This is a genomic window from Trichococcus patagoniensis (assembly GCF_003051085.1).
Lineage (GTDB): Bacteria > Bacillota > Bacilli > Lactobacillales > Aerococcaceae > Trichococcus > Trichococcus patagoniensis.
Genome location: NZ_QAOM01000002.1, coordinates 194449 through 212644 on the forward strand (window position 1 = coordinate 194449; position 18196 = coordinate 212644).

General features: G+C 48.5%; 13 protein-coding genes. 11 read left to right on the top strand and 2 right to left on the bottom strand.

Going from position 1 to position 18196, the window contains the following annotated elements:
* Window positions 1-4: 4 nt before the first annotated feature.
* From C8U37_RS02150 to C8U37_RS02180, 7 genes are all read left to right on the top strand, one after another.
* The gene (locus C8U37_RS02150; protein WP_170100161.1) at window positions 5-820 is read left to right on the top strand and encodes a general stress protein; all 816 of its coding nucleotides are present in this window, start codon (window positions 5-7) and stop codon (window positions 818-820) included.
* Between the two features lie 234 nt (window positions 821-1054).
* The gene (gene recX / locus C8U37_RS02155; protein WP_108031649.1) at window positions 1055-1891 is read left to right on the top strand and encodes a recombination regulator RecX; all 837 of its coding nucleotides are present in this window, start codon (window positions 1055-1057) and stop codon (window positions 1889-1891) included.
* The gene (gene mutY, locus C8U37_RS02160) at window positions 1891-3165 is read left to right on the top strand and encodes an A/G-specific adenine glycosylase (RefSeq protein ID WP_245879739.1); all 1275 of its coding nucleotides are present in this window, start codon (window positions 1891-1893) and stop codon (window positions 3163-3165) included. The genes recX and mutY overlap by 1 nt, the downstream gene beginning before the upstream one ends.
* 123 nt (window positions 3166-3288) lie before the next feature.
* Complete coding sequence (gene ntdP / locus C8U37_RS02165; protein ID WP_068561041.1) at window positions 3289-3834, top strand: nucleoside tri-diphosphate phosphatase; 546 nt, start codon at window positions 3289-3291, stop codon at window positions 3832-3834.
* A gap of 195 nt (window positions 3835-4029) precedes the next feature.
* Window positions 4030-5166, top strand: a complete 1137-nt coding sequence (locus C8U37_RS02170; protein ID WP_108031650.1) for an SGNH/GDSL hydrolase family protein — start codon at window positions 4030-4032, stop codon at window positions 5164-5166.
* 432 nt (window positions 5167-5598) lie between these two features.
* Window positions 5599-7578: a type I pullulanase gene (pulA, locus tag C8U37_RS02175; RefSeq protein WP_108031651.1), complete on the top strand. Its 1980-nt coding sequence runs from the start codon at window positions 5599-5601 to the stop codon at window positions 7576-7578.
* Between the two features lie 340 nt (window positions 7579-7918).
* Window positions 7919-8731 carry a Cof-type HAD-IIB family hydrolase gene (locus tag C8U37_RS02180; protein WP_170100162.1) on the top strand — a complete coding sequence of 271 codons (813 nt, stop codon included), beginning with the start codon at window positions 7919-7921 and terminating at the stop codon, window positions 8729-8731.
* Between the two features lie 328 nt (window positions 8732-9059).
* Here C8U37_RS02180 and C8U37_RS02185 read toward each other — a convergent pair whose 3' ends face one another.
* Window positions 9060-10157, bottom strand: a complete 1098-nt coding sequence (locus C8U37_RS02185; protein ID WP_170100163.1) for an FUSC family protein — start codon at window positions 10155-10157, stop codon at window positions 9060-9062.
* Between the two features lie 289 nt (window positions 10158-10446).
* Here C8U37_RS02185 and perR point away from each other — a divergent pair, with 289 nt between their 5' ends.
* A complete protein-coding gene (gene perR / locus C8U37_RS02190; RefSeq protein ID WP_108031654.1) occupies window positions 10447-10938 on the top strand; it encodes a peroxide-responsive transcriptional repressor PerR in 492 nt (163 codons plus the stop codon).
* A 327-nt stretch (window positions 10939-11265) separates the two neighbouring features.
* On the opposite strand, the gene proC is transcribed toward perR, so the two are convergent.
* Entirely contained in the window at window positions 11266-12084 is an 819-nt protein-coding gene (gene proC / locus C8U37_RS02200; RefSeq protein WP_108031656.1) for a pyrroline-5-carboxylate reductase, read from the bottom strand.
* 422 nt (window positions 12085-12506) lie between these two features.
* On the opposite strand from proC, the gene C8U37_RS02205 reads away from it, so the two are divergent.
* The 3 genes from C8U37_RS02205 to C8U37_RS02215 all read left to right on the top strand — a co-directional run bounded on the left by C8U37_RS02205 (window position 12507) and on the right by C8U37_RS02215 (window position 17986).
* A complete protein-coding gene (locus C8U37_RS02205; protein WP_108031657.1) occupies window positions 12507-14210 on the top strand; it encodes a glycoside hydrolase family 13 protein in 1704 nt (567 codons plus the stop codon).
* A gap of 20 nt (window positions 14211-14230) precedes the next feature.
* On the top strand, window positions 14231-15541 hold the full coding sequence (locus C8U37_RS02210; RefSeq protein ID WP_108031658.1) for an alpha-amylase family glycosyl hydrolase: 1311 nt from the start codon (window positions 14231-14233) through the stop codon (window positions 15539-15541).
* A 165-nt stretch (window positions 15542-15706) separates the two neighbouring features.
* Window positions 15707-17986 carry a glycoside hydrolase family 65 protein gene (locus tag C8U37_RS02215; protein ID WP_108031659.1) on the top strand — a complete coding sequence of 760 codons (2280 nt, stop codon included), beginning with the start codon at window positions 15707-15709 and terminating at the stop codon, window positions 17984-17986.
* Window positions 17987-18196: the final 210 nt, after the last annotated feature.

An 18196-nucleotide genomic window follows, 5' to 3' on the forward strand; every position in this document is an offset into this window, starting at 1 on the left:
CGTTATGGACAAGAGAATCGAAGGTACCTTTGCCAATCAGGAAATGGTGATCGACGAAATCACACACCTGATCAAGCATGAGGGATATGCGCCGGAGCAATTGCTGGTCATCACCCGCAACGGCAAGAGCAACTACATTACGGAAGAGACTGCGGTGCAGGTGATCATAACCGGTGAGGACCGCGAGGAAGATTCTTTGTGGGACAAGATCGTAAAATTTTTTACGGTTGATTTGGACGAAGAAGAGGAAGAAGCGATTTTCGAACGCTACGGCATTGATGAGGATACGTACGAACGGTTTGAGGATGCTTTGGATGACGGCGAGTTGCTGCTGTTGATCGACGATGCCGCTCCGATCAATGATGAACATGCCGAATTTTTGGTTCGCGATGGTATTCTGCCTGACGAAAAAATCGTCCCTGTCGCAGCCGTCACTGCCACGAAACCGGATTGGACCTCCGCCGACAGCGAAGAAGTCGGAGATGTGCCGGCCCATTCCATCGAAGCTGAGAAACAACTGGAAAGCAGCGAAGTTGTTGCGGCTGCTCCTGCGACACAGCCTGCTGATGTGACCGATGATATCACCGGCCAGCCGATCGAAGCGGAAACGGTAGCGGACCCTGCGATGGCGGAAGACAGTCATCGTTTACCGGAGATGCAGTTCGACAAAGATGATTCCCTGCCAGAACTGGAGGAGGAAAAAGAACAATTTTCCAAAGACCCGTTCGGAGGCGACACGGTCGTTGCCGAAGCCGGCGAGGATGCTGATGACATCGAGCCTGATTATGAAGAGACGGACAAACCAAAACCGGCTCTGTGATGGGATTTAAACACCAAGTGCTGCCTCGGAATGAGGCAGCACTTGGTGTTTTTTTTCGTCTATTCTTCGTCGGTTTGGGGCCGCGCACTGAACTCAGCGGCGAAGCCGGTTCGGGGCGGTACCGATGACCGACGATCGATTACCGATTCAAGCAGCCAGTTCGAACATACGTTTTGTTCCTTTTTGTTTTTGCGTGTATAATAGCAAGTGAGATTCGCCGAAAGGAAGTAGAAAATGGATCATACCGAAGAGCAGGCTGAAAAATTGCCTGTCGTAACAAAAATAACTGTTCAGAAAAAACGCAAGGACCGCTTCAATGTCTTCATTGACGGGGAGTACAGCTTTCCGATATCGGAAGCCGTGCTCATCAAGGTCGGCTTGCATAAAGGGATGACGCTCACGAAAGAGCGCAGCGCCGAGATCGAGAAGGAAAATTACGATTACATGGCTTACACGACGGCAGTCAATTATCTGTCCTACAGTCTGCGCAGCGAGAAAGAGGTCCGCAAAAAACTGCACGACGAAGAAATCAGTCCGGACGCGATCGAACGTGCGCTGACGCGGCTGATAGACCAAAAATACGTCAATGACCGCAGCTATGGCGAAAGCTACACGCGCACGGCCGCGAACTTGAACCTGAAGGGACCGCAGCTCATCGCCAACGAACTGAAAGGGAAGGGCTTGTCGGAAGAGGATATCGCCTTTTCCCTGAAACAATATCCGCATGAACTGCAGCTGGAAAATGCCCAATCGATCGCCGAGAAGCAACTCCGCAAACAAAGCCGGGTTTCTTCGCATGAAGCGGCATCAAAAATCCGCCTCCATCTGCATCAGAAAGGCTATCCTTCCGACATCGTTCTGGAAGTCATGGGCGAGATCGAAACGGAAAAAGAGGAAGAGGACGAAATGGCCGCACTGCGCATGCAAGGGGACAAGCTTTGGCGCCGTTATGAGCGAAAAGCAAAAGGCCGTGAGCTGCATCAAAAAGTCAGGTCGGGCCTTTATCAAAAGGGATATCCTGGAGAACTGATCTCCGCCTATATCGAAGAAAAGGAACAGGAAGTAGAATAATGACAAATTCGGAACACGAAAAAATATTCAAAGCAGCCGGCATTGAAATGTGGCCGGCCGAAAAGATAAAAGCTTTCCGTAAGGCGCTATTGGATTGGTACGGAAAAGAGAAACGCGACCTGCCTTGGCGCCGGACGAGCGATCCTTACAGCATTTGGGTGTCGGAAATTATGCTGCAACAGACACGGGTGGACACGGTGATCCCGTATTACCAAAATTTTCTGGATAAATTCCCGGACATCGCAGCGTTGGCGGCTGCTCCTGAAGATGCGATACTGAAAGCTTGGGAAGGACTCGGTTATTATTCCCGGGTCAAGAATATGCAGAAAGCAGCACAACAGATCGTCGCCGAATACGGCGGTGTTTTCCCGGAAGATCCGCAGGAAATTGCGAAACTGAAGGGAATCGGTCCGTATACGGCCGGCGCCGTTTCCAGCATCGCCTTCCAGATCCCGGAGCCGGCAGTCGACGGTAACGTCATGCGTGTCATGAGCCGGTTGTTCGAAATCGATGCCGACATCGCCAAACCAGCCAGCCGGAAAATCTTCGAAGCGATCATACGCGAACTGATCGATCCGGAGCGTCCGGGCGACTTCAACCAAGCCTTGATGGATCTGGGCTCGAGCATCTGCACGCCGCTGAATCCACAGCCTGAAATCAGCCCGGTCAAGGCATTCAATGCCGCCTACAAAAACGGAACGATGCACCTTTATCCGGTCAAGACGAAAGCGAAAAGGCCGGTGCCGATGAACCTGCAGGGTGTCATCCTGCAGAACAAAGAGAAGCAGTTTCTTTTAGAGAAGCGCCCGAACAGCGGTCTGCTGGCGGATTTTTGGACCTTTCCGTTGATCCAGCTCGACCTCGATGCGCTTCCGGAATCGGTGGATACAACCCCAGAACCGGCCAGCATCCAGACGGAATTGCTGGTCGCGGAGGATTTCCCGAAACTGTCGGAAGCAGCGAAGAAGACCGACAAAAAGCTGCCGTCTTTTAACCAGATCGAAGCCCAGCTTTCAGTAGCTGTGGCAGAAAAATACGGCTTGAAGCCTGTCTGGCTGAAGGCGGAAACCGGATCGGTCAATCATGTCTTCAGTCACATCAAATGGCACATCACCGGTTATTACGGACGCGTGTTGACGAACGATGGCAGCCCATTGCCCGAACAATGCCGTTGGGTCAGCGAAAACGATTTTGCCGACTACGCCTTCCCGGTGCCACAGCAAAAAATGTGGCAACAATTCCAGCAACAGACCCGAAAAGAATTTGGTCTATAATGGCTAAAGTTTCGCAATCTATTTCTATTCTATGATATACTGTTCAATGAACTGAAAGTTGAGAGTTCCGCCGAAAAAATTTCCGGCAAGGGCTCAAATAGTTGTAGAAAGTTGGGCACCGTGATGCATAACCCTCGGGAGGGAGAATTCATCACCATAAAGAGTTATAAGCATGACGGCAGCCTGCATCGAACGTGGCGTGACACCATGGTATTAAAAACTAGTGACCAATCCATAATCGGCTGTAATGATCACACCTTAGTAACGGAAGCAGATGGGCGTCGCTGGGTCACCAGAGAGCCTGCATTGTTGTATTACCATAAACATTATTGGTTCAACATCGTCACCATGATCCGCCAAAAGGGTGTCTCCTACTATTGCAATCTGGCATCGCCTTATGTGATTGACCAGGAAGCACTGAAGTACATCGATTATGACCTGGACATTAAAGTTTTTCCTGATGGTGAAAAACGTTTGCTTGATGTAGATGAGTATGAATTGCACCGCAATCGCATGAATTACCCAAAAGAGATCGATCATATCCTGAAAGAGAACGTAAAGATTTTGGTGAGCTGGATCAACGAAGAAAAAGGTCCATTTTCCAAAGAATACGTCGACTTATGGTATGAGCGGTACTGTCAGCTGTCGCATAATCAGCAAAACTCGTGATGAATCCAAATTATAAACAACCAGTCGAGCTTATAGATCGGCTGGTTTTTTATCGGAAATATTGAAAGTGAAATATTGAAAAATCCGATCCGACGAAAAAATACCGTGCAATAATACAACCGTTATATTATGATAATTGTATCTGTAATATAGAGTCAATATTTGAAATATGTAAAAAATATTGGAGGAGTCAGAATGAAAAAAAGGGAAATAGTGCTTGTTTCCATCATGGGTATCCTTACGATTGCCATTGTTCTTTTTGGATATAAATACGCGGCCGGTAAAAAAGAGGCCTTATTGAACGAAGGGGAAAAACAGACGGAAACTGTTTCCGAAGTGGTCTCCTCACAAGAGTCGCCAATCGCTGAGAGCGATACATCCGAAGCTTATGCACAATTCTTGGCCGCTTTTGCTGAGAACAGAAGCAATGCCTCGGTTGTTGATTATCTGCAATATGTTCATCATCATACGAAAGAAGTCAATGTCGCCTTCTTCGGGGATGTCGCATCCGATGCGGTCTGGGCCAAGTCAGCCATCGCCGACATCCAAGCCGATTATCCGCTCGAGAATCTGACGACATCATTCTTCAGCCATCCGTCCGACGGCAGCTCGGTTTATCTGAGCAGCCAGTATGTTCAGGAGATGGTCGCAAGCAGTCCGGATGTGATTTTTTACACCATCCCGACGAAGACCGATCAAGTGGTTGATATCAGTTTGGTCGATTCGACGCAAAACATCTACAAGATTTATGATGAAATCAGAGCTGCCTTGCCTGACGCGTTGATCGTTTTGATGACGCCGGCTCCGTCAGAAGCCAAAGTGGCCGATTGGAATTCACGTTCATTGGATTATCGGAACTATACCAACAATCTGGTTGAACAAAATGCTGTTTTCACCGTTCCTTTATACGATCTGCATGCGGATTTCCTTGCTGAGTTGACGAATCGCGGCGAAACTTTGCCCAACTTGATGGATGCAACCGGTCTGGAATTGAACGAAGCCGGTCAAAAATTTTACGGTGAAATGTTTGCGAACAGCCTGCGGACAAAAATGATCGATACAACAGCCGGTTTGTATGCAGAAGGCGAGAAGCCTGCCTACACACCGATCGCACCAACTTTAGTCGTGCCGGAAGTGCCTGCCGTTGTAATCGAGGAGACAGTCGAGGCAGAAACGGTGTACGAAGAGCCGGTTTATGAAGCGCCCACTTACGTCGCGCCGACTTATCAATATGTCGCACCGGTTACTGATACAACAATAACTCCGATAGTACCAAGTGACGATACTGCTATCGATCAGGGAACAGCTGTAGGAGAAGGTACAACTGAGTAGCGCTAAGATGACATAACCATATTCGGTTCACACGTAATCAACACAAATGAATCACAAAATATCAAGTCTGCATTTACCGGATTGTACGGTAAATACAGACTTTTTTTGGTGCTTTAATCGTTTTTACAGTCACAAAAAAGCAGATAAGTTAACCGTTTTTAATCTGATCTTCACAAAGTTCCGCTTTATGTACAACACAAAAACATTATTGTCCTTACTTCTTAAGACAGTCTTTGAAATATTGATATTATTACGTTTCTGATGTATAATTATGGCATAACCAAATGATGTAAGCGTTTTTATGAAAGGGGTTCTGTGTAGGTCCGAAGCTATGTATTTCACAAATATGCAGGAAAATTTGGAAACCGCCGCACGATAGCCATCCGCATAAAGGCAATTTCATCAGAAAAGAGATTTTTCGGAGGTAATGTCATGTACATACAAGTTGATGAACGGAAACGGACTGACGTTCTATCGACTACTTATTATCAATATAACTTAGATAATTTAGACGATCGACTAGAGCAATTTGTACAGTCGCCTGTTTTTGATAAAAAGTATTCATTTGATGGAGAGTTAGGAGCGCTTTATACTCCGCAACGAACTATTCTGCGGCTATGGGCTCCGACTGCGCTCAGCGTAGAAGTAATCGTTTATGAAAGTCTGTATCGCAAAGAGAAGAAAAGACACACGATGGGGAATGGTGGAAGAGGGACTCACGAACTCATTATGATTGGGGACTATGTGGGCACTGCCTACAAATATGCCATTACTTTTCCGGATGGCAAAGTTGTTGAGACAGTCGATCCCTATAGCTACGCGACGACCGCAAACGGAGAACGCTCCGTCATTATGGATGCAGTAAACACGAATCCAAAAAGATGGGGAGCCCGATTGGAGCCGATCGCTTCACCAGTCGACGCCATTATTTATGAATTACATATTCGTGACTTCACGATTTCCCCAACAAGCGGGATTGCAAATAAAGGCAAATTCCTTGGAGTGGTCGAGCAAGGTACCTTGTCTGCGGATGGCGACAAGACCGGGCTGGATTACCTTAAAGAACTTGGCGTAACGCATGTCCAGTTTTTGCCGATGGCCGATTTTTCCACAGTTAATGAGTTGAAACCGTTGGAACAATACAACTGGGGCTATGATCCGCAGAACTTCAATGTTCCGGAAGGATCCTATGCCACCAATCCCTACCAACCGGAAGTTCGGATCATGGAAATGAAGGAAATGATCCAAGGCTTGCACGATGCGGGAATCCGTGTCATCATGGACGTCGTTTACAATCACGTTTTTTTACCGAAACTGCATGCTTTGGAAAATACTGTGCCAGGTTATTATTTCCGAAAAAATGCTGATGGAACGCTCTCCAATGGGACTGGTGTCGGTAACGATACCGCCTCGGAGCGTTATATGATGCGCAAATACATTATCGACAGCATCACATATTGGGCGAAGAACTTCCATATGGACGGATTCCGCTTTGATCTTATGGGAATCCATGATATCGAAACGATGAATGAAATCCGTGTCGCTTTGGATGCGATCGATCCTTCCATCATCATGCTCGGTGAAGGGTGGATTCTGAACACCAATCTGCCTCCTTCCGAAAAGGCTGTCCAACAAAATGCGGACCGAATGCCCGGTGTGGCTCATTTCAATGATGCGTTGCGCGAGGCTATCAAAGGTTCCGACTTCAACAGCGGGAACGATACCGGGTTTGTCACCGGCAAACCGTTCATGGAAGGTTGGGTAGCTACCAATCTGCAGGGCGGAGCGTATTATCCCGCTAGTCGCGGCAACTACAAGACTCCGGCTCAGATAGTGCAATATGTGGAGGCGCACGACAATCTGACGCTTTATGACAAATTGAAGATTTCGATGCCGTGGGATGAGGAGGATTCCCGTGTGCGGCGTCACCTTTTGGCAAGCAGCTTCGTTTTGCTGAGCCAAGGCATTCCGTTCCTCCATGCAGGGCAAGAGTTTTTGCGCACAAAGAACGGGCTTGAGAACAGCTACAATGCGCCGGATTCGATCAACCGCATGGATTGGCACCGCCGTTTCGAGATGAAACAAGCTGTGGATTATATGAAAGGCCTGATTGCATTGCGCAAACGGGAGCCGTTATTCCGCTTGCGGACCATCGATGAAGTCAAGGGACACATGAATATACTGAAAGCAGATTATCAGATTGTTGTCTACCAGTTGGAGGACCAAGAAAAGTTATACTACGTCATCTTCAATGGCCAGACGAATGCCATCGATTTTGATATTGAAGCTGGGGACTATCGAGTGTTGATCGAAGACGGCAAAGCGAACTTGGATGAACCGAGAATAGTCGAAGGACTATCCCGCATCCGGGTGGAATACCTTTCCGTTACAGTGCTTGTAAAGAATAAATGATGGTAGTCCGGGCGGTCGTCTCACTTGAGGCGACCGTTTTTTGGTATGAAAAGAACGGTCCGGTGCTGTCCTCCGGCTTAGGGAGGGTTAGCCGGAGTTTGGCGGCCGAAACCGCGCCTAACTCCGGCCGCGAGATGCTGGCCGGAGAAGATTACCCGATTCCGCGGTGAACTCCGGCCAAGGACTGGCCCACCGGAGTTAGTGTACAGGCGACCAACTGATCACTGTTCTAGGCATCGTTTTTCATTCGGTCTGATGCAAGATTGTCACATCCTAGCGCATTTTTTGGTACAATGAACAGAGAATGATGTTGCTGATAATGATGAAGTGGGGTATTCAGATGATAAAAATGATAGCGATCGATATCGATGGCACGTTGGTCAATGAACAGAAAGTAATGACGCAAAAAGTAAAAGAGACGATCCAAGAGGCAATGCGCCGCGGCATCAAAATCGTACTTTGCACAGGCCGGCCGCCTGCGGGCATCAAACCGTATGCCGATGAGTTGGGCTTTGGGGAACATGAGGACTATATCATTGCACAGAATGGCGCCTACATTCTGCGTGCAGACACGGACGAAACAGTCTACAAAAAAACGTTGTCGCGTGCTGAAGTGCAGGAAATTTACGAGTTCGGAAAAGGTTTTTCCGCCGGGACGCTATTAGTGGGTGAGCATCATTATTACAGCTTGGAAGATGAAGTGACGGAATCGATGCAAAAGGATGCCACCCTCGTCAACATGGCTATCAGTGTATTGGATCCCACAGCGGTAAGTGAAGAGATGGGTTTGATGAAGATCCTTTACATCGGCGAACCGAATGAGGTGGATGTCATCGATTCGGCCATTCCCGACAAGATGCGTGATGACTTCTATATCGTCCGTAGCCAGGATTTCCTTATGGAAGTAATGGAGAAGAGCTCGAATAAAGGCACCGCGTTGACTAAATTGGCAGATCATTTGGGTATCACGATGGAGGAAGTAATGGCGCTGGGCGACGGCGAGAACGATTATGAAATGATCCAAGTTGCCGGTCTGGGTGTCGTGATGTCGAACGGAACCGATAATCTTAAGAGCATTGCCAATGAAATCACCTTATCCAACGAAGAAGACGGCGTGGCCCATGCCATCGAGAAGTGGGCTTTCCAAAGCTAGATGAATGCAAAAAAAGGGGCTGTTTCAAAACTAGAAAATGCCATTCTAGTTTTGAAACACCCTTTTGATTTTAAATGGTAATGGAATTGATGCTCAGAAATAACCCGTCAAAACTAACTTGGCGGGGAAAATCAGTTGAAATTACAGTCAGAAAACCCGCCAAAACTACTTTTGCGGGGAAAACCGCCCACAAACCATACGAGATTCCCCGCCAAAACCATTTTGGCGGGGAATTCCGCCGTGAACTCGAACCCAGGATCAAATCTCTATGCCACTAAAACACAAATAAGAGAAGAGCGGTCTCATTATGAGCCCGCCCCTTGTATTATTAGTGGATGATGTCTTCGATATTATTGATGTTCTTGGATATATTGCCCGGGGTCGCTTTGTAGCTGCGGACCAATTTGTTGAAATGGACCAGATCGTCTTCGTAGGCCAGGATGGCACTCATCAGATGGATGATGCCGTAGCTTTCGGAACTGCTGTATTTGCCGAAATCACTTTCTTCTTGGGCACGCTGGAAAAAGACGTCCATCATTTCATGGCGTTGGGCCTTATCGGCTTCAAAAAAATTGACTTGATTGGCCCGAACGCGACCGCTGAATTTCAGCATGATCTGTTCATGCCCGCTCATCAAGGTTTCCAGGCGTTCGCGGATCATGATGCGCATTTCGGCGGGGAACTGATAGAAAACATTTTCGTAATCGTGCAGGACTTCCAGAACGTGGAAGGCGGAGCGGGTCGTTTGGATCATTTTGCGGTAGACGACCAGCATCTTTTTGTTCTGATACTTGTTTTGCTTGTTGAACAGACCGCTTTCAGTCAAATATTGATAGAGATTGTCCATTTTTTTGAGCTGCGTGCGCGCCCATTTCAGATCGTTGTTCATGATAGAATATTCGGTGTTCTTGCGCAAACCAGCGCGGATCCAAATCAGAAACTCGGTAGTGGCATAGTCCACAGTATGGTACAAACGTTCATCGTATCGCGGAGGAGCAACGAATGTATTGACCAAAAAGGCAATGATGACGCCGACGAATGTTTCCAATACGCGATAGGTTGCACTTAACAACAAGTTGTCATCCGTGCCGACCATGATGACGATCAATGTCACAATCGACAATCCAATCACGTCTTCGAACTTGAGGGCATTCAGGATGGCGATCAACAGCATAACCGATATGCCGAGGAGGTAAATGTTGTATCCCAATGTCATGACGACAAAGACAGCAACCAAACCGCCGATTGTATTCGCCATGATCCGGTTCTTCAGGTTCGCGTAGGACCGGCCAAGGGAAGGCTGGGTGGAATAGATAGCTGCGATGCCGGCGATGACGCCTCCGCCTTCGAATCCGAAGTATTGGGCGACGATCATTGATAATGCGACGGCGAGACCCGTTTTAAAGGTGCGGGCGCCAAGTTTCATAAGTTTCAGCTCCATGTCAATAATTTGTGTAGATGACTAATAATAGCTATTCAAGTTAAGGATATACCAATCCGGAGCCGGTGTAAAGATTGGATGAAAGTATCCTAAGTCAAGTGTTGCCTTGCATCCGCTATCATCAGCGGCGAGATAACAAAAAGTAAGCATTTTTTGTGAATGTTAGAGGCTTATGTATTGCTATTTTCGGCAAATCGATATATGATGAACTCAGCTAAATGTAAATTATAATGACTATCATATACAAGTGATTCCATAAGAGGGGGGATACACCATGCACCGTACAGTCGTAAATGATTCAATCGAAAAAATGAAAAATGCAAATATCCGAATTACACCGCAACGTTACGCGATTTTGGAATATTTGGTCGAGTCCAAGATGCATCCGACAGCGGATGACATCTACAAAGCGTTGGCCGATCGCTTTCCGAACATGAGCGCAGCCACTGTTTACAACAATTTGAGACTTTTTGTAAAAATTGGTTTTGTGAAGGAATTGGCTTATGGAGATGCTTCAAGCCGATTTGACTTCAGCAATACGCAACATTACCATGCCATCTGCGAAAGTTGCGGAAAAATCGTCGATCTCTATTATCCGGTATTGGATGATGTGGAGATGGTCGCCGAGAATTTGACTGGTTTCCAAGTCAGCCATCACCGCATGGAAGTCTACGGCATCTGTCCTGAGTGTCAGGAAAAAGGGGTCCAAAAAGAGGACATCGATGACGGAGCCGAAGCTGCCGGGCATCATCACCACCAGCATTAATTAGTATGAACTCTTCCTCCAATTTTGCGAGGGAGAGTTTTTTTGTTCCCGAAAGAAGGCGGACTGCATGGAAATTAAATTTCTGCTCAGAGATTCCCCGTCAAAGTCTTGTTGGCGGGGGAAAACAGTTCAAATCACGGTCAGAAAACCCGCCAAAGCAACCTTCGCGGGGAAAAACGCCCGCGGGCAACTAGAAATTCCCCGCCAAAACCATTTTGGCGGGGAAATCCACCACGAATCCGAACCACATAAGAGACGATTCTGTAACCAAACCAAAACGAAGAGGAATGTCCCATTTCGGGACATTCCTCTTCGTTTTGGTTAGATTCAGTTCTCTTTCGGTTTGCTCATAGCGATGGATTTTTCGATGGTTGTTTGGACTGCCGAAATGACAGCGGATCGGAATCCGTTTTTTTCCAATTCCGCAACGGCTTCGATCGTCGTTCCTCCAGGGGAGCAGACCATGTCTTTCAGTTCGCCGGGATGTTTGCCTGTTTCCAGCACCATTTTTGCGGAACCAAGTACTGCCTGTGCCGCAAATTTGTAGGCTTGTTGGCGAGGCATGCCGCCGCGGACGGCCCCGTCCGCCAGTGATTCGATGAACATGAAGACCAAGGCCGGGGATGAACCGCTGACGCCTGTCACCGCATCCATCATGTATTCCGCAACCATTTCGCTGCGACCAAAACTGTCAAAGATGTTTTTGACATCCGTCAGCTCGGCGACGTTCACTACTTCATTGGCGCAGATGCCGGTCATGCCTTCGCCGACCAACGCAGGCGTATTCGGCATGGCGCGCACTACTTTCACTTTGCGGCCGAAGCGTTCTTCGATGTCACTTAAGCTTTTTCCGGCTGCGATCGTAACGACGACGACATTTTCTTTGATGGCTGTTTTGATTTCGTCGATGACGACATTGTAGATATTCGGTTTGACGGCCAAGAAGAGGATATCCGATTCGGCTGCCACCTGTCTGTTGTCGGCCGCGATGCGGATGCTGTGTTGTTCCTTCAAGGCTTTCAGGCTTTCGTTGTCTTGGCTGGATACGATGACCTGGTTAGGGGCAACAAGTGCAGAACCGACAAGACCGCCGATGATGGCTCCGCCCATGTTCCCGCTGCCGATGAATCCGATTGTTTTTTTCATAAGTGAGGGCTCCTTTTGGATGATGAGTAAGTTAGTTTGATTGCTTTAACTACATCATTATACCAAGTAAATGGGGAAACCGTACATAAAATGATGAAGCGCTCCAACGTACGGGTATCTAACGCGAATTGTCATGGCTCTTGCGATTTCAATCGCTTAGAGACATGATACACTTGGGCGCTTGCGCCCACAGTGCATCCTATGTGTCCATAAATTTGTTTTTGTTAACCCTTTTCGGTAAGCTTAGGGTAGTTATTATTACAATCAATAATGATGGCTAGCTGCACGGGTTAGCCCTTCGGAAATTAGATAAATCGCACCTATTGCGCTCTACGATGCTCAGTCGGTACGATTTCCTAAATTTCTTTCAGGGCTGAATGAACCCGTTCCGCTTTTCTCATCATAAAAGTGAGGTTTTTGATATGGGGAATGTGCGTGAGTGGTGGCACGGTTTGATTGTGTATCAAGTGTATCCGATGAGTTTCCAGGATTCCAACGGGGATGGTGTCGGGGACATCCGCGGCGTCATCAACAGGTTGAATTATATTCAAAATTTGGGCGTCAATATGATTTGGCTGAATCCGATCTTCAAATCGCCAAAAGTCGATAATGGGTATGATATTTCCGACTTTCTCGAAATCGATCCGATTTTCGGGACGATGGCGGAGGTTGAAGAGTTGATCCTTGAGGCGCACAAACGCGGCATCAAAGTCATCTTCGATTTTGTGATGAATCATACCTCGGAACAGCATCCTTGGTTCCAAGAGGCCTTAAAGGGGAAAGGCAATCCGTACCGCGATTATTATATCTGGGCGGACGGCAAAAACGGCGGGAAAGATTTGCCGAACAATTGGGAATCCTTTTTCACCGGAACTGTGTGGGAAAAGGAACCATCGGGTGACCAATACTATTTCCATCTGTTTGCGAAGGAAATGCCTGATCTGAATTGGGCCAATCCGGAAGTGCGGCGCGCGATGGTCGATATCGCCTTTTTTTGGCTCGATAAAGGGGTCGATGGTTTCCGTTTGGATGCGTTCATCCATCTGCAAAAGGAAGATGGCTTTCCGGATGTGGAAGGGCTGGATGAAGGGGAAATCGGACTGGCTGAAAACTATTATGCCAATTTGCCAAAAATCAATGAATACATGAAATTCTTTACCTCGACTTTGCGGGAACGTTATCCGGACACGTTCATCGTCGGGGAAGCAGCCTCGGCCACCGTCGAGCTGGCGCGTTCCTATACGGATCCCGTTGACGGCGGCTGCGACACGGTCATCACTTTCCGTTATTTCACGATGGATGAAAAGTCGAAAGACCCGCGCCTTTCCTCCAATATGCAGAAGACGAAGCTGCTGTACGGCGCCTTCAAGAAAAATTTGCAGGAGTGGCAGCAAGTGATGGCGGATGTCGGCGGTCCGACGCTCTATTGGAACAACCATGATATGGCTCGGGTCGTTTCCCGGATTGGCGACGACACTATCCACCGCGATAACAGCGCGAAAATGCTGGCGGCGCTGATGTATCTTCAGAAGGGCATCCCCTTCATCCTCAACGGGGAAGAGCTTGGGATGAAGAACCTTTTCCTGAATGACATCAAAAATTTCCATTCGCCGGAAGCACAAACGTTCTACAAGGATGCCTTGGCATTGGGGTACAGCGAAGAGGCTGTTCTCTACAATCTGCGGGAAAGTTCCAAAGACGCCAGCCGGGGTGCGATGCAATGGGATCAGTCGGCTTTTGCCGGTTTTTCGACGGTTGGCCCGTGGAGCGGCGTAAACGTCGAACCGGAATACAACGTAGCGGCAGAAGAAGCAGCTTTCGACAGTATCCTGCATTTTTACCGAAAAGTATTGGATCTGAAGAAGACGGATCTGTTCATCGATGGGGACTATCAGCTCTGGGATACGCACGATGACTTCTTTGTCTATGAGCGCGTGATGGACAAAAAAGTCGGTTTGGTCATCTGCAACGTCACGGATCAAACACGCGAATTCGTACTGCACCCGCTGGAACAGCACGGTTACCGCCAGATTCTGTTGCAGAATGAAGGGAATAGCACAGAAGGGGAAACGTTGCACCTGGCGCCTTACGGTGTGGCAATTTTCCAGACCGATTACAATAGTTAAACTAGTCAAGGGGGATCCTTATGGCAAAAGACACGCTTTTGAACTTACGAAATGAAATCATTTATTGCATTTACGTGCGTAACCATACGCCTGAAGGGACCTTTGCTGCCATCATCCCGGATCTGCAACGGATCCGCGGGCTGGGTGCGGACATCATCTGGTTTATGCCGATCCATCCCATCGGAGAAACGAAGCGCAAAGGGGTGGAAGGCAGTCCCTATGCCATCAAAGACTATCGCGCCGTCAATCCTGCCTACGGAACGATGGACGACTTCAAAGCGCTGGCCGCCGCAATCCGTGAATTGGGCATGAAGGTGATGATCGATGTTGTGTATAACCACACTTCGCCGGATTCACAGCTTGTTGAACAGCATCCGGAGTGGTTCTATCGCCGACCGAACGGCGAAATGGGAAATAAAGTTGGCGAGTGGTATGACATCGTCGACTTGGACTACAGCCATCGGGAATTGTGGGATTATCAGATTGAAACGTTGAAGCAGTGGGCTTCGATTGTTGACGGCTTCCGTTGCGATGTGGCCAGTCTCGTGCCTTTGGAATTTTGGATGCGGGCCAGAAAAGAAGTCGCGGAAGTCAAAGAAGGCGTCATCTGGTTGGCCGAGTCGGTCCATCCGACTTTTCTGCGGATGAATCGGGACCGCGGCAATATCGGCCACTCCGACAGCGAACTGTATGAAGCGTTCGATATCACCTACGACTATGATGTGCACGATTTCCAACAGGCTTACTTCTGGGGCGAAATCAGCCTAAAAAATTATCTGGATGTCCTTCTGTTCCAGGACGGCATCTACCCCGTGAATTACGTCAAACTGCGTTTCCTGGAGAACCACGATCATCCGCGCATCCGCTCGAAAATCGAAGAACTCGGCAGGCTGCGGAATTGGACGGCCTTTGCCTATTTCCAGAAAGGGACCCTGCTGCTCTTCGGCGGACAGGAGACCGCGACAGCGCATCTGCCGGATCTGTTCGAAAAGGATCCGATTTTATGGAACCATGAGGAGGATCTGACGCCTTTGCTGCAGCGACTGCAACGCTTCAAAAGGGAGGCGGCAGTTCGGGAAGGAAGTTATGACCTGACGGCAGCCGCCGGTTCGGAGACGGTCATCGGCTATTACCGGTTTGGGAATGAAAGGCTGACGGGTATTTTCTGTCTGGACGGGAAAGCGGCCAAGGTTGCCGTCGATTTGCCTGACGGTGGGTACCGGAATCTGCTGGATGACCAGGAGTATCAAATCAGTGAAGGCATGCTGGAGACACGAAGTTTGCCGATAGTGTTCAAGAGCTACGGCGAAGCGCTGCTGACCGAAGTCTGAGCGCGCAGGAAAAAGGTTTGGAATAAAATGAAAACATTGTAGTGTTAATCGTGATTGCGCTTGCAACACAGTGGTCGGAATTGGGATAATAGAGTCATCAAAACAATCATTCTTATGCAGGCTTCGAAAAGGAGCGGCATCTGATCTCGGAAAGAGGGAATGTTCATGAAAAGACTGTTTGATATCGATCCATGGAAAATAAAGACGGCTGTATTGGATAAAGAAGAGAAGCGGCTGCAGGAAAGCCTGACCGCGATCGGCAACGGGTATATGGGGATGCGCGGTAATTTTGAGGAAGGCTACTCAGGCGATACCCATGAAGGGACCTACTTGGCGGGTGTTTGGTATCCCGACAAAACGCGTGTGGGCTGGTGGAAGAACGGCTACCCGGAATATTTCGGGAAAGTCATCAACGCCATGAATTTCATTGCTGTCGGCATCCTCATCGATGGCGAACCGCTTGATTTGGCGAAGCAACCTGTCGCGGATTTCCACATGGAATTGGACATGCATCGCGGCGTATTGAACCGCAGTTTCGTTTGGAAAAGTGAGGGTGATGCTGCGGAAATCAAGTTCACTTTTGAACGCTTTGTCAGCATCTCACAGAAGGAGCTATGCCTCGTGCGGGTCACGGCAGAAGTGCTGAAAGGTTCCGCTGATCTGGAATTCCATCCGCGTCTGGACGGGAACGTCACGAATGAGGATGCGAATTACGAGGAAATGTTCTGGGAAGAAGCGGGGCGTACCTTGGATGCGCCTGTCAGCCTGAGTGCCAAAACGATTCCGAATCCGTTCGGGATCGACCAGTTCACGGTCACTGCAGCGATGAGCAACCGTATTTCCGGCTTGGGACAAACCGGCAGCAACGAAAGCGGCCTTTTAGTAGAAGAAACTTTTTCCGGACTCGTTTGCGCGGGCGAAAAGGTCGTTTTGGACAAGTATGTCGCTGTCATCACCAGCCGGGACATTCCGGATGCTGAGCAGGCGTTCATCGCCAAAAAGATGGCCAGTGAAGCAACTGGGGAAGGCTACGATACGCTACTCGCTACGCATGAAGGTGCTTGGGAAGCGAGATGGGCGAAAGCGGACGTAAAAATAATGGGCGAAGACGAAGCGCAGCAAGGGATCCGTTTCAACCTTTTCCAATTGTTTTCTACCTATTATGGAGAAGATGAACGCTTGAACATCGGTCCGAAAGGCTTCACCGGCGAGAAATACGGCGGCGCCACCTATTGGGATACGGAGGCATACATGGTGCCGATGTACCTTTCCGTGGCCGATTCGAAAGTCACCCGCCAGTTGTTGCGCTACCGGCATCAGCAGTTGCCGGGTGCTTTCCACAACGCACGCCAGCAGGGTCTGAAAGGCGCTTTGTATCCGATGGTGACCTTCAACGGAATCGAATGCCACAACGAATGGGAAATCACTTTTGAAGAAATCCACCGCAACGGGGCGATCGCGCATGCCATCTACAATTACACGAACTATACGGGGGATGAAAGCTACCTCGTGGAAACGGGAATCGATGTCCTCGTCGGTATTTCCCGTTTCTGGGCAGATCGGGTCCATTTTTCCAAACGCAATCAAAAATACATGATCCATGGCGTGACTGGCCCGAATGAGTACGAAAACAACGTAAGCAACAATTACCACACCAATAATATGGCGACCTGGACGCTGCAGTACACGCTGGACGCACTCAAAAAAGTGTCCCCCGAGAAATGGGCAGAGCATGGCCTGACGGAAACGGAAACGGGCCACTGGAAAGATATCATTGACCGGATGTATTATCCGTATGATGAAGAACTCGGCGTATTCGTCCAGCATGACACGTTCCTTGATAAAGACCTTCGTCCTGCCGATACTTTGGATCCGAGCGAAAGGCCTTTGAATCAGCACTGGTCATGGGATAAGATACTCCGATCCCCATTCATCAAACAGTCCGATGTGCTGCAGAGCATCTATTTCCTGAATGATCGGTACAGCATGAAAGAAAAGAGACGCAACTTTGATTTCTATGAGCCGATGACTGTTCACGAATCATCCTTATCGCCTTCCGTTCATGCCGTTCTGGCTGCGGAACTCGGAAAAGAAGAAAAAGCGGTCGAATTGTATGCGCGCACCGCAAGGCTCGATCTGGACAACTACAACAATGATACGGATGACGGGCTCCACATCACTTCGATGAGCGGTGCCTGGTTGGCTATCGTCCAAGGATTCGCTGGAATGCGCGTGAAAGAGGGCGTCCTGCATTTCAAACCATTCGTCCCCAAAAGTTGGCAAGGCTATGATTTCAAAATCAATTTCCGCGGCAGCTTGCTTGATGTGGAAGTGAATGAGGGAAAAGTTACCCTTACCGTTGAGGAAGGACCGCAGCTTGCTGTTTATTTGTATGATGAATTGGTGCAGGTAAATGATGCCGTCGTCGTCGAGATGAAGGCATGATGGGATTGGGGGCTGCTGGGAGGCGGCCCTAAAATTTTTCTGAAGCAGGAGCTGAGAATACAGTCATACAATCGCTCGGAAACTTGGAGGAATACACAAAAAAGATTCAAATAATGGTTACTTGCAATAGTAAATTCCAGTTTGTAAAACTAAATTCCACACCGGACCGGGTGAAAAGAGAAATAGACAAAAAATGAAGACCCAAAAGGG

Excerpts from the sequence above, each read along its gene's own strand:
- C8U37_RS02205 (WP_108031657.1), top strand. The coding sequence starts at position 12,507 with ATGGGGAATGTGCGTGAGTGGTGGCACGGTTTGATTGTGTATCAAGTG.
- C8U37_RS02210 (WP_108031658.1), top strand. The coding sequence starts at position 14,231 with ATGGCAAAAGACACGCTTTTGAACTTACGAAATGAAATCATTTATTGC.
- recX (WP_108031649.1), top strand. The coding sequence starts at position 1,055 with ATGGATCATACCGAAGAGCAGGCTGAAAAATTGCCTGTCGTAACAAAA.
- perR (WP_108031654.1), top strand. The coding sequence starts at position 10,447 with ATGCACCGTACAGTCGTAAATGATTCAATCGAAAAAATGAAAAATGCA.
- C8U37_RS02185 (WP_170100163.1), bottom strand. The coding sequence starts at position 10,157 with ATGAAACTTGGCGCCCGCACCTTTAAAACGGGTCTCGCCGTCGCATTA.
- C8U37_RS02180 (WP_170100162.1), top strand. The coding sequence starts at position 7,919 with ATGATAAAAATGATAGCGATCGATATCGATGGCACGTTGGTCAATGAA.
- C8U37_RS02150 (WP_170100161.1), top strand. The coding sequence starts at position 5 with ATGGACAAGAGAATCGAAGGTACCTTTGCCAATCAGGAAATGGTGATC.
- ntdP (WP_068561041.1), top strand. The coding sequence starts at position 3,289 with ATGCATAACCCTCGGGAGGGAGAATTCATCACCATAAAGAGTTATAAG.
- C8U37_RS02170 (WP_108031650.1), top strand. The coding sequence starts at position 4,030 with ATGAAAAAAAGGGAAATAGTGCTTGTTTCCATCATGGGTATCCTTACG.
- mutY (WP_245879739.1), top strand. The coding sequence starts at position 1,891 with ATGACAAATTCGGAACACGAAAAAATATTCAAAGCAGCCGGCATTGAA.
- proC (WP_108031656.1), bottom strand. The coding sequence starts at position 12,084 with ATGAAAAAAACAATCGGATTCATCGGCAGCGGGAACATGGGCGGAGCC.
- C8U37_RS02215 (WP_108031659.1), top strand. The coding sequence starts at position 15,707 with ATGAAAAGACTGTTTGATATCGATCCATGGAAAATAAAGACGGCTGTA.
- pulA (WP_108031651.1), top strand. The coding sequence starts at position 5,599 with ATGTACATACAAGTTGATGAACGGAAACGGACTGACGTTCTATCGACT.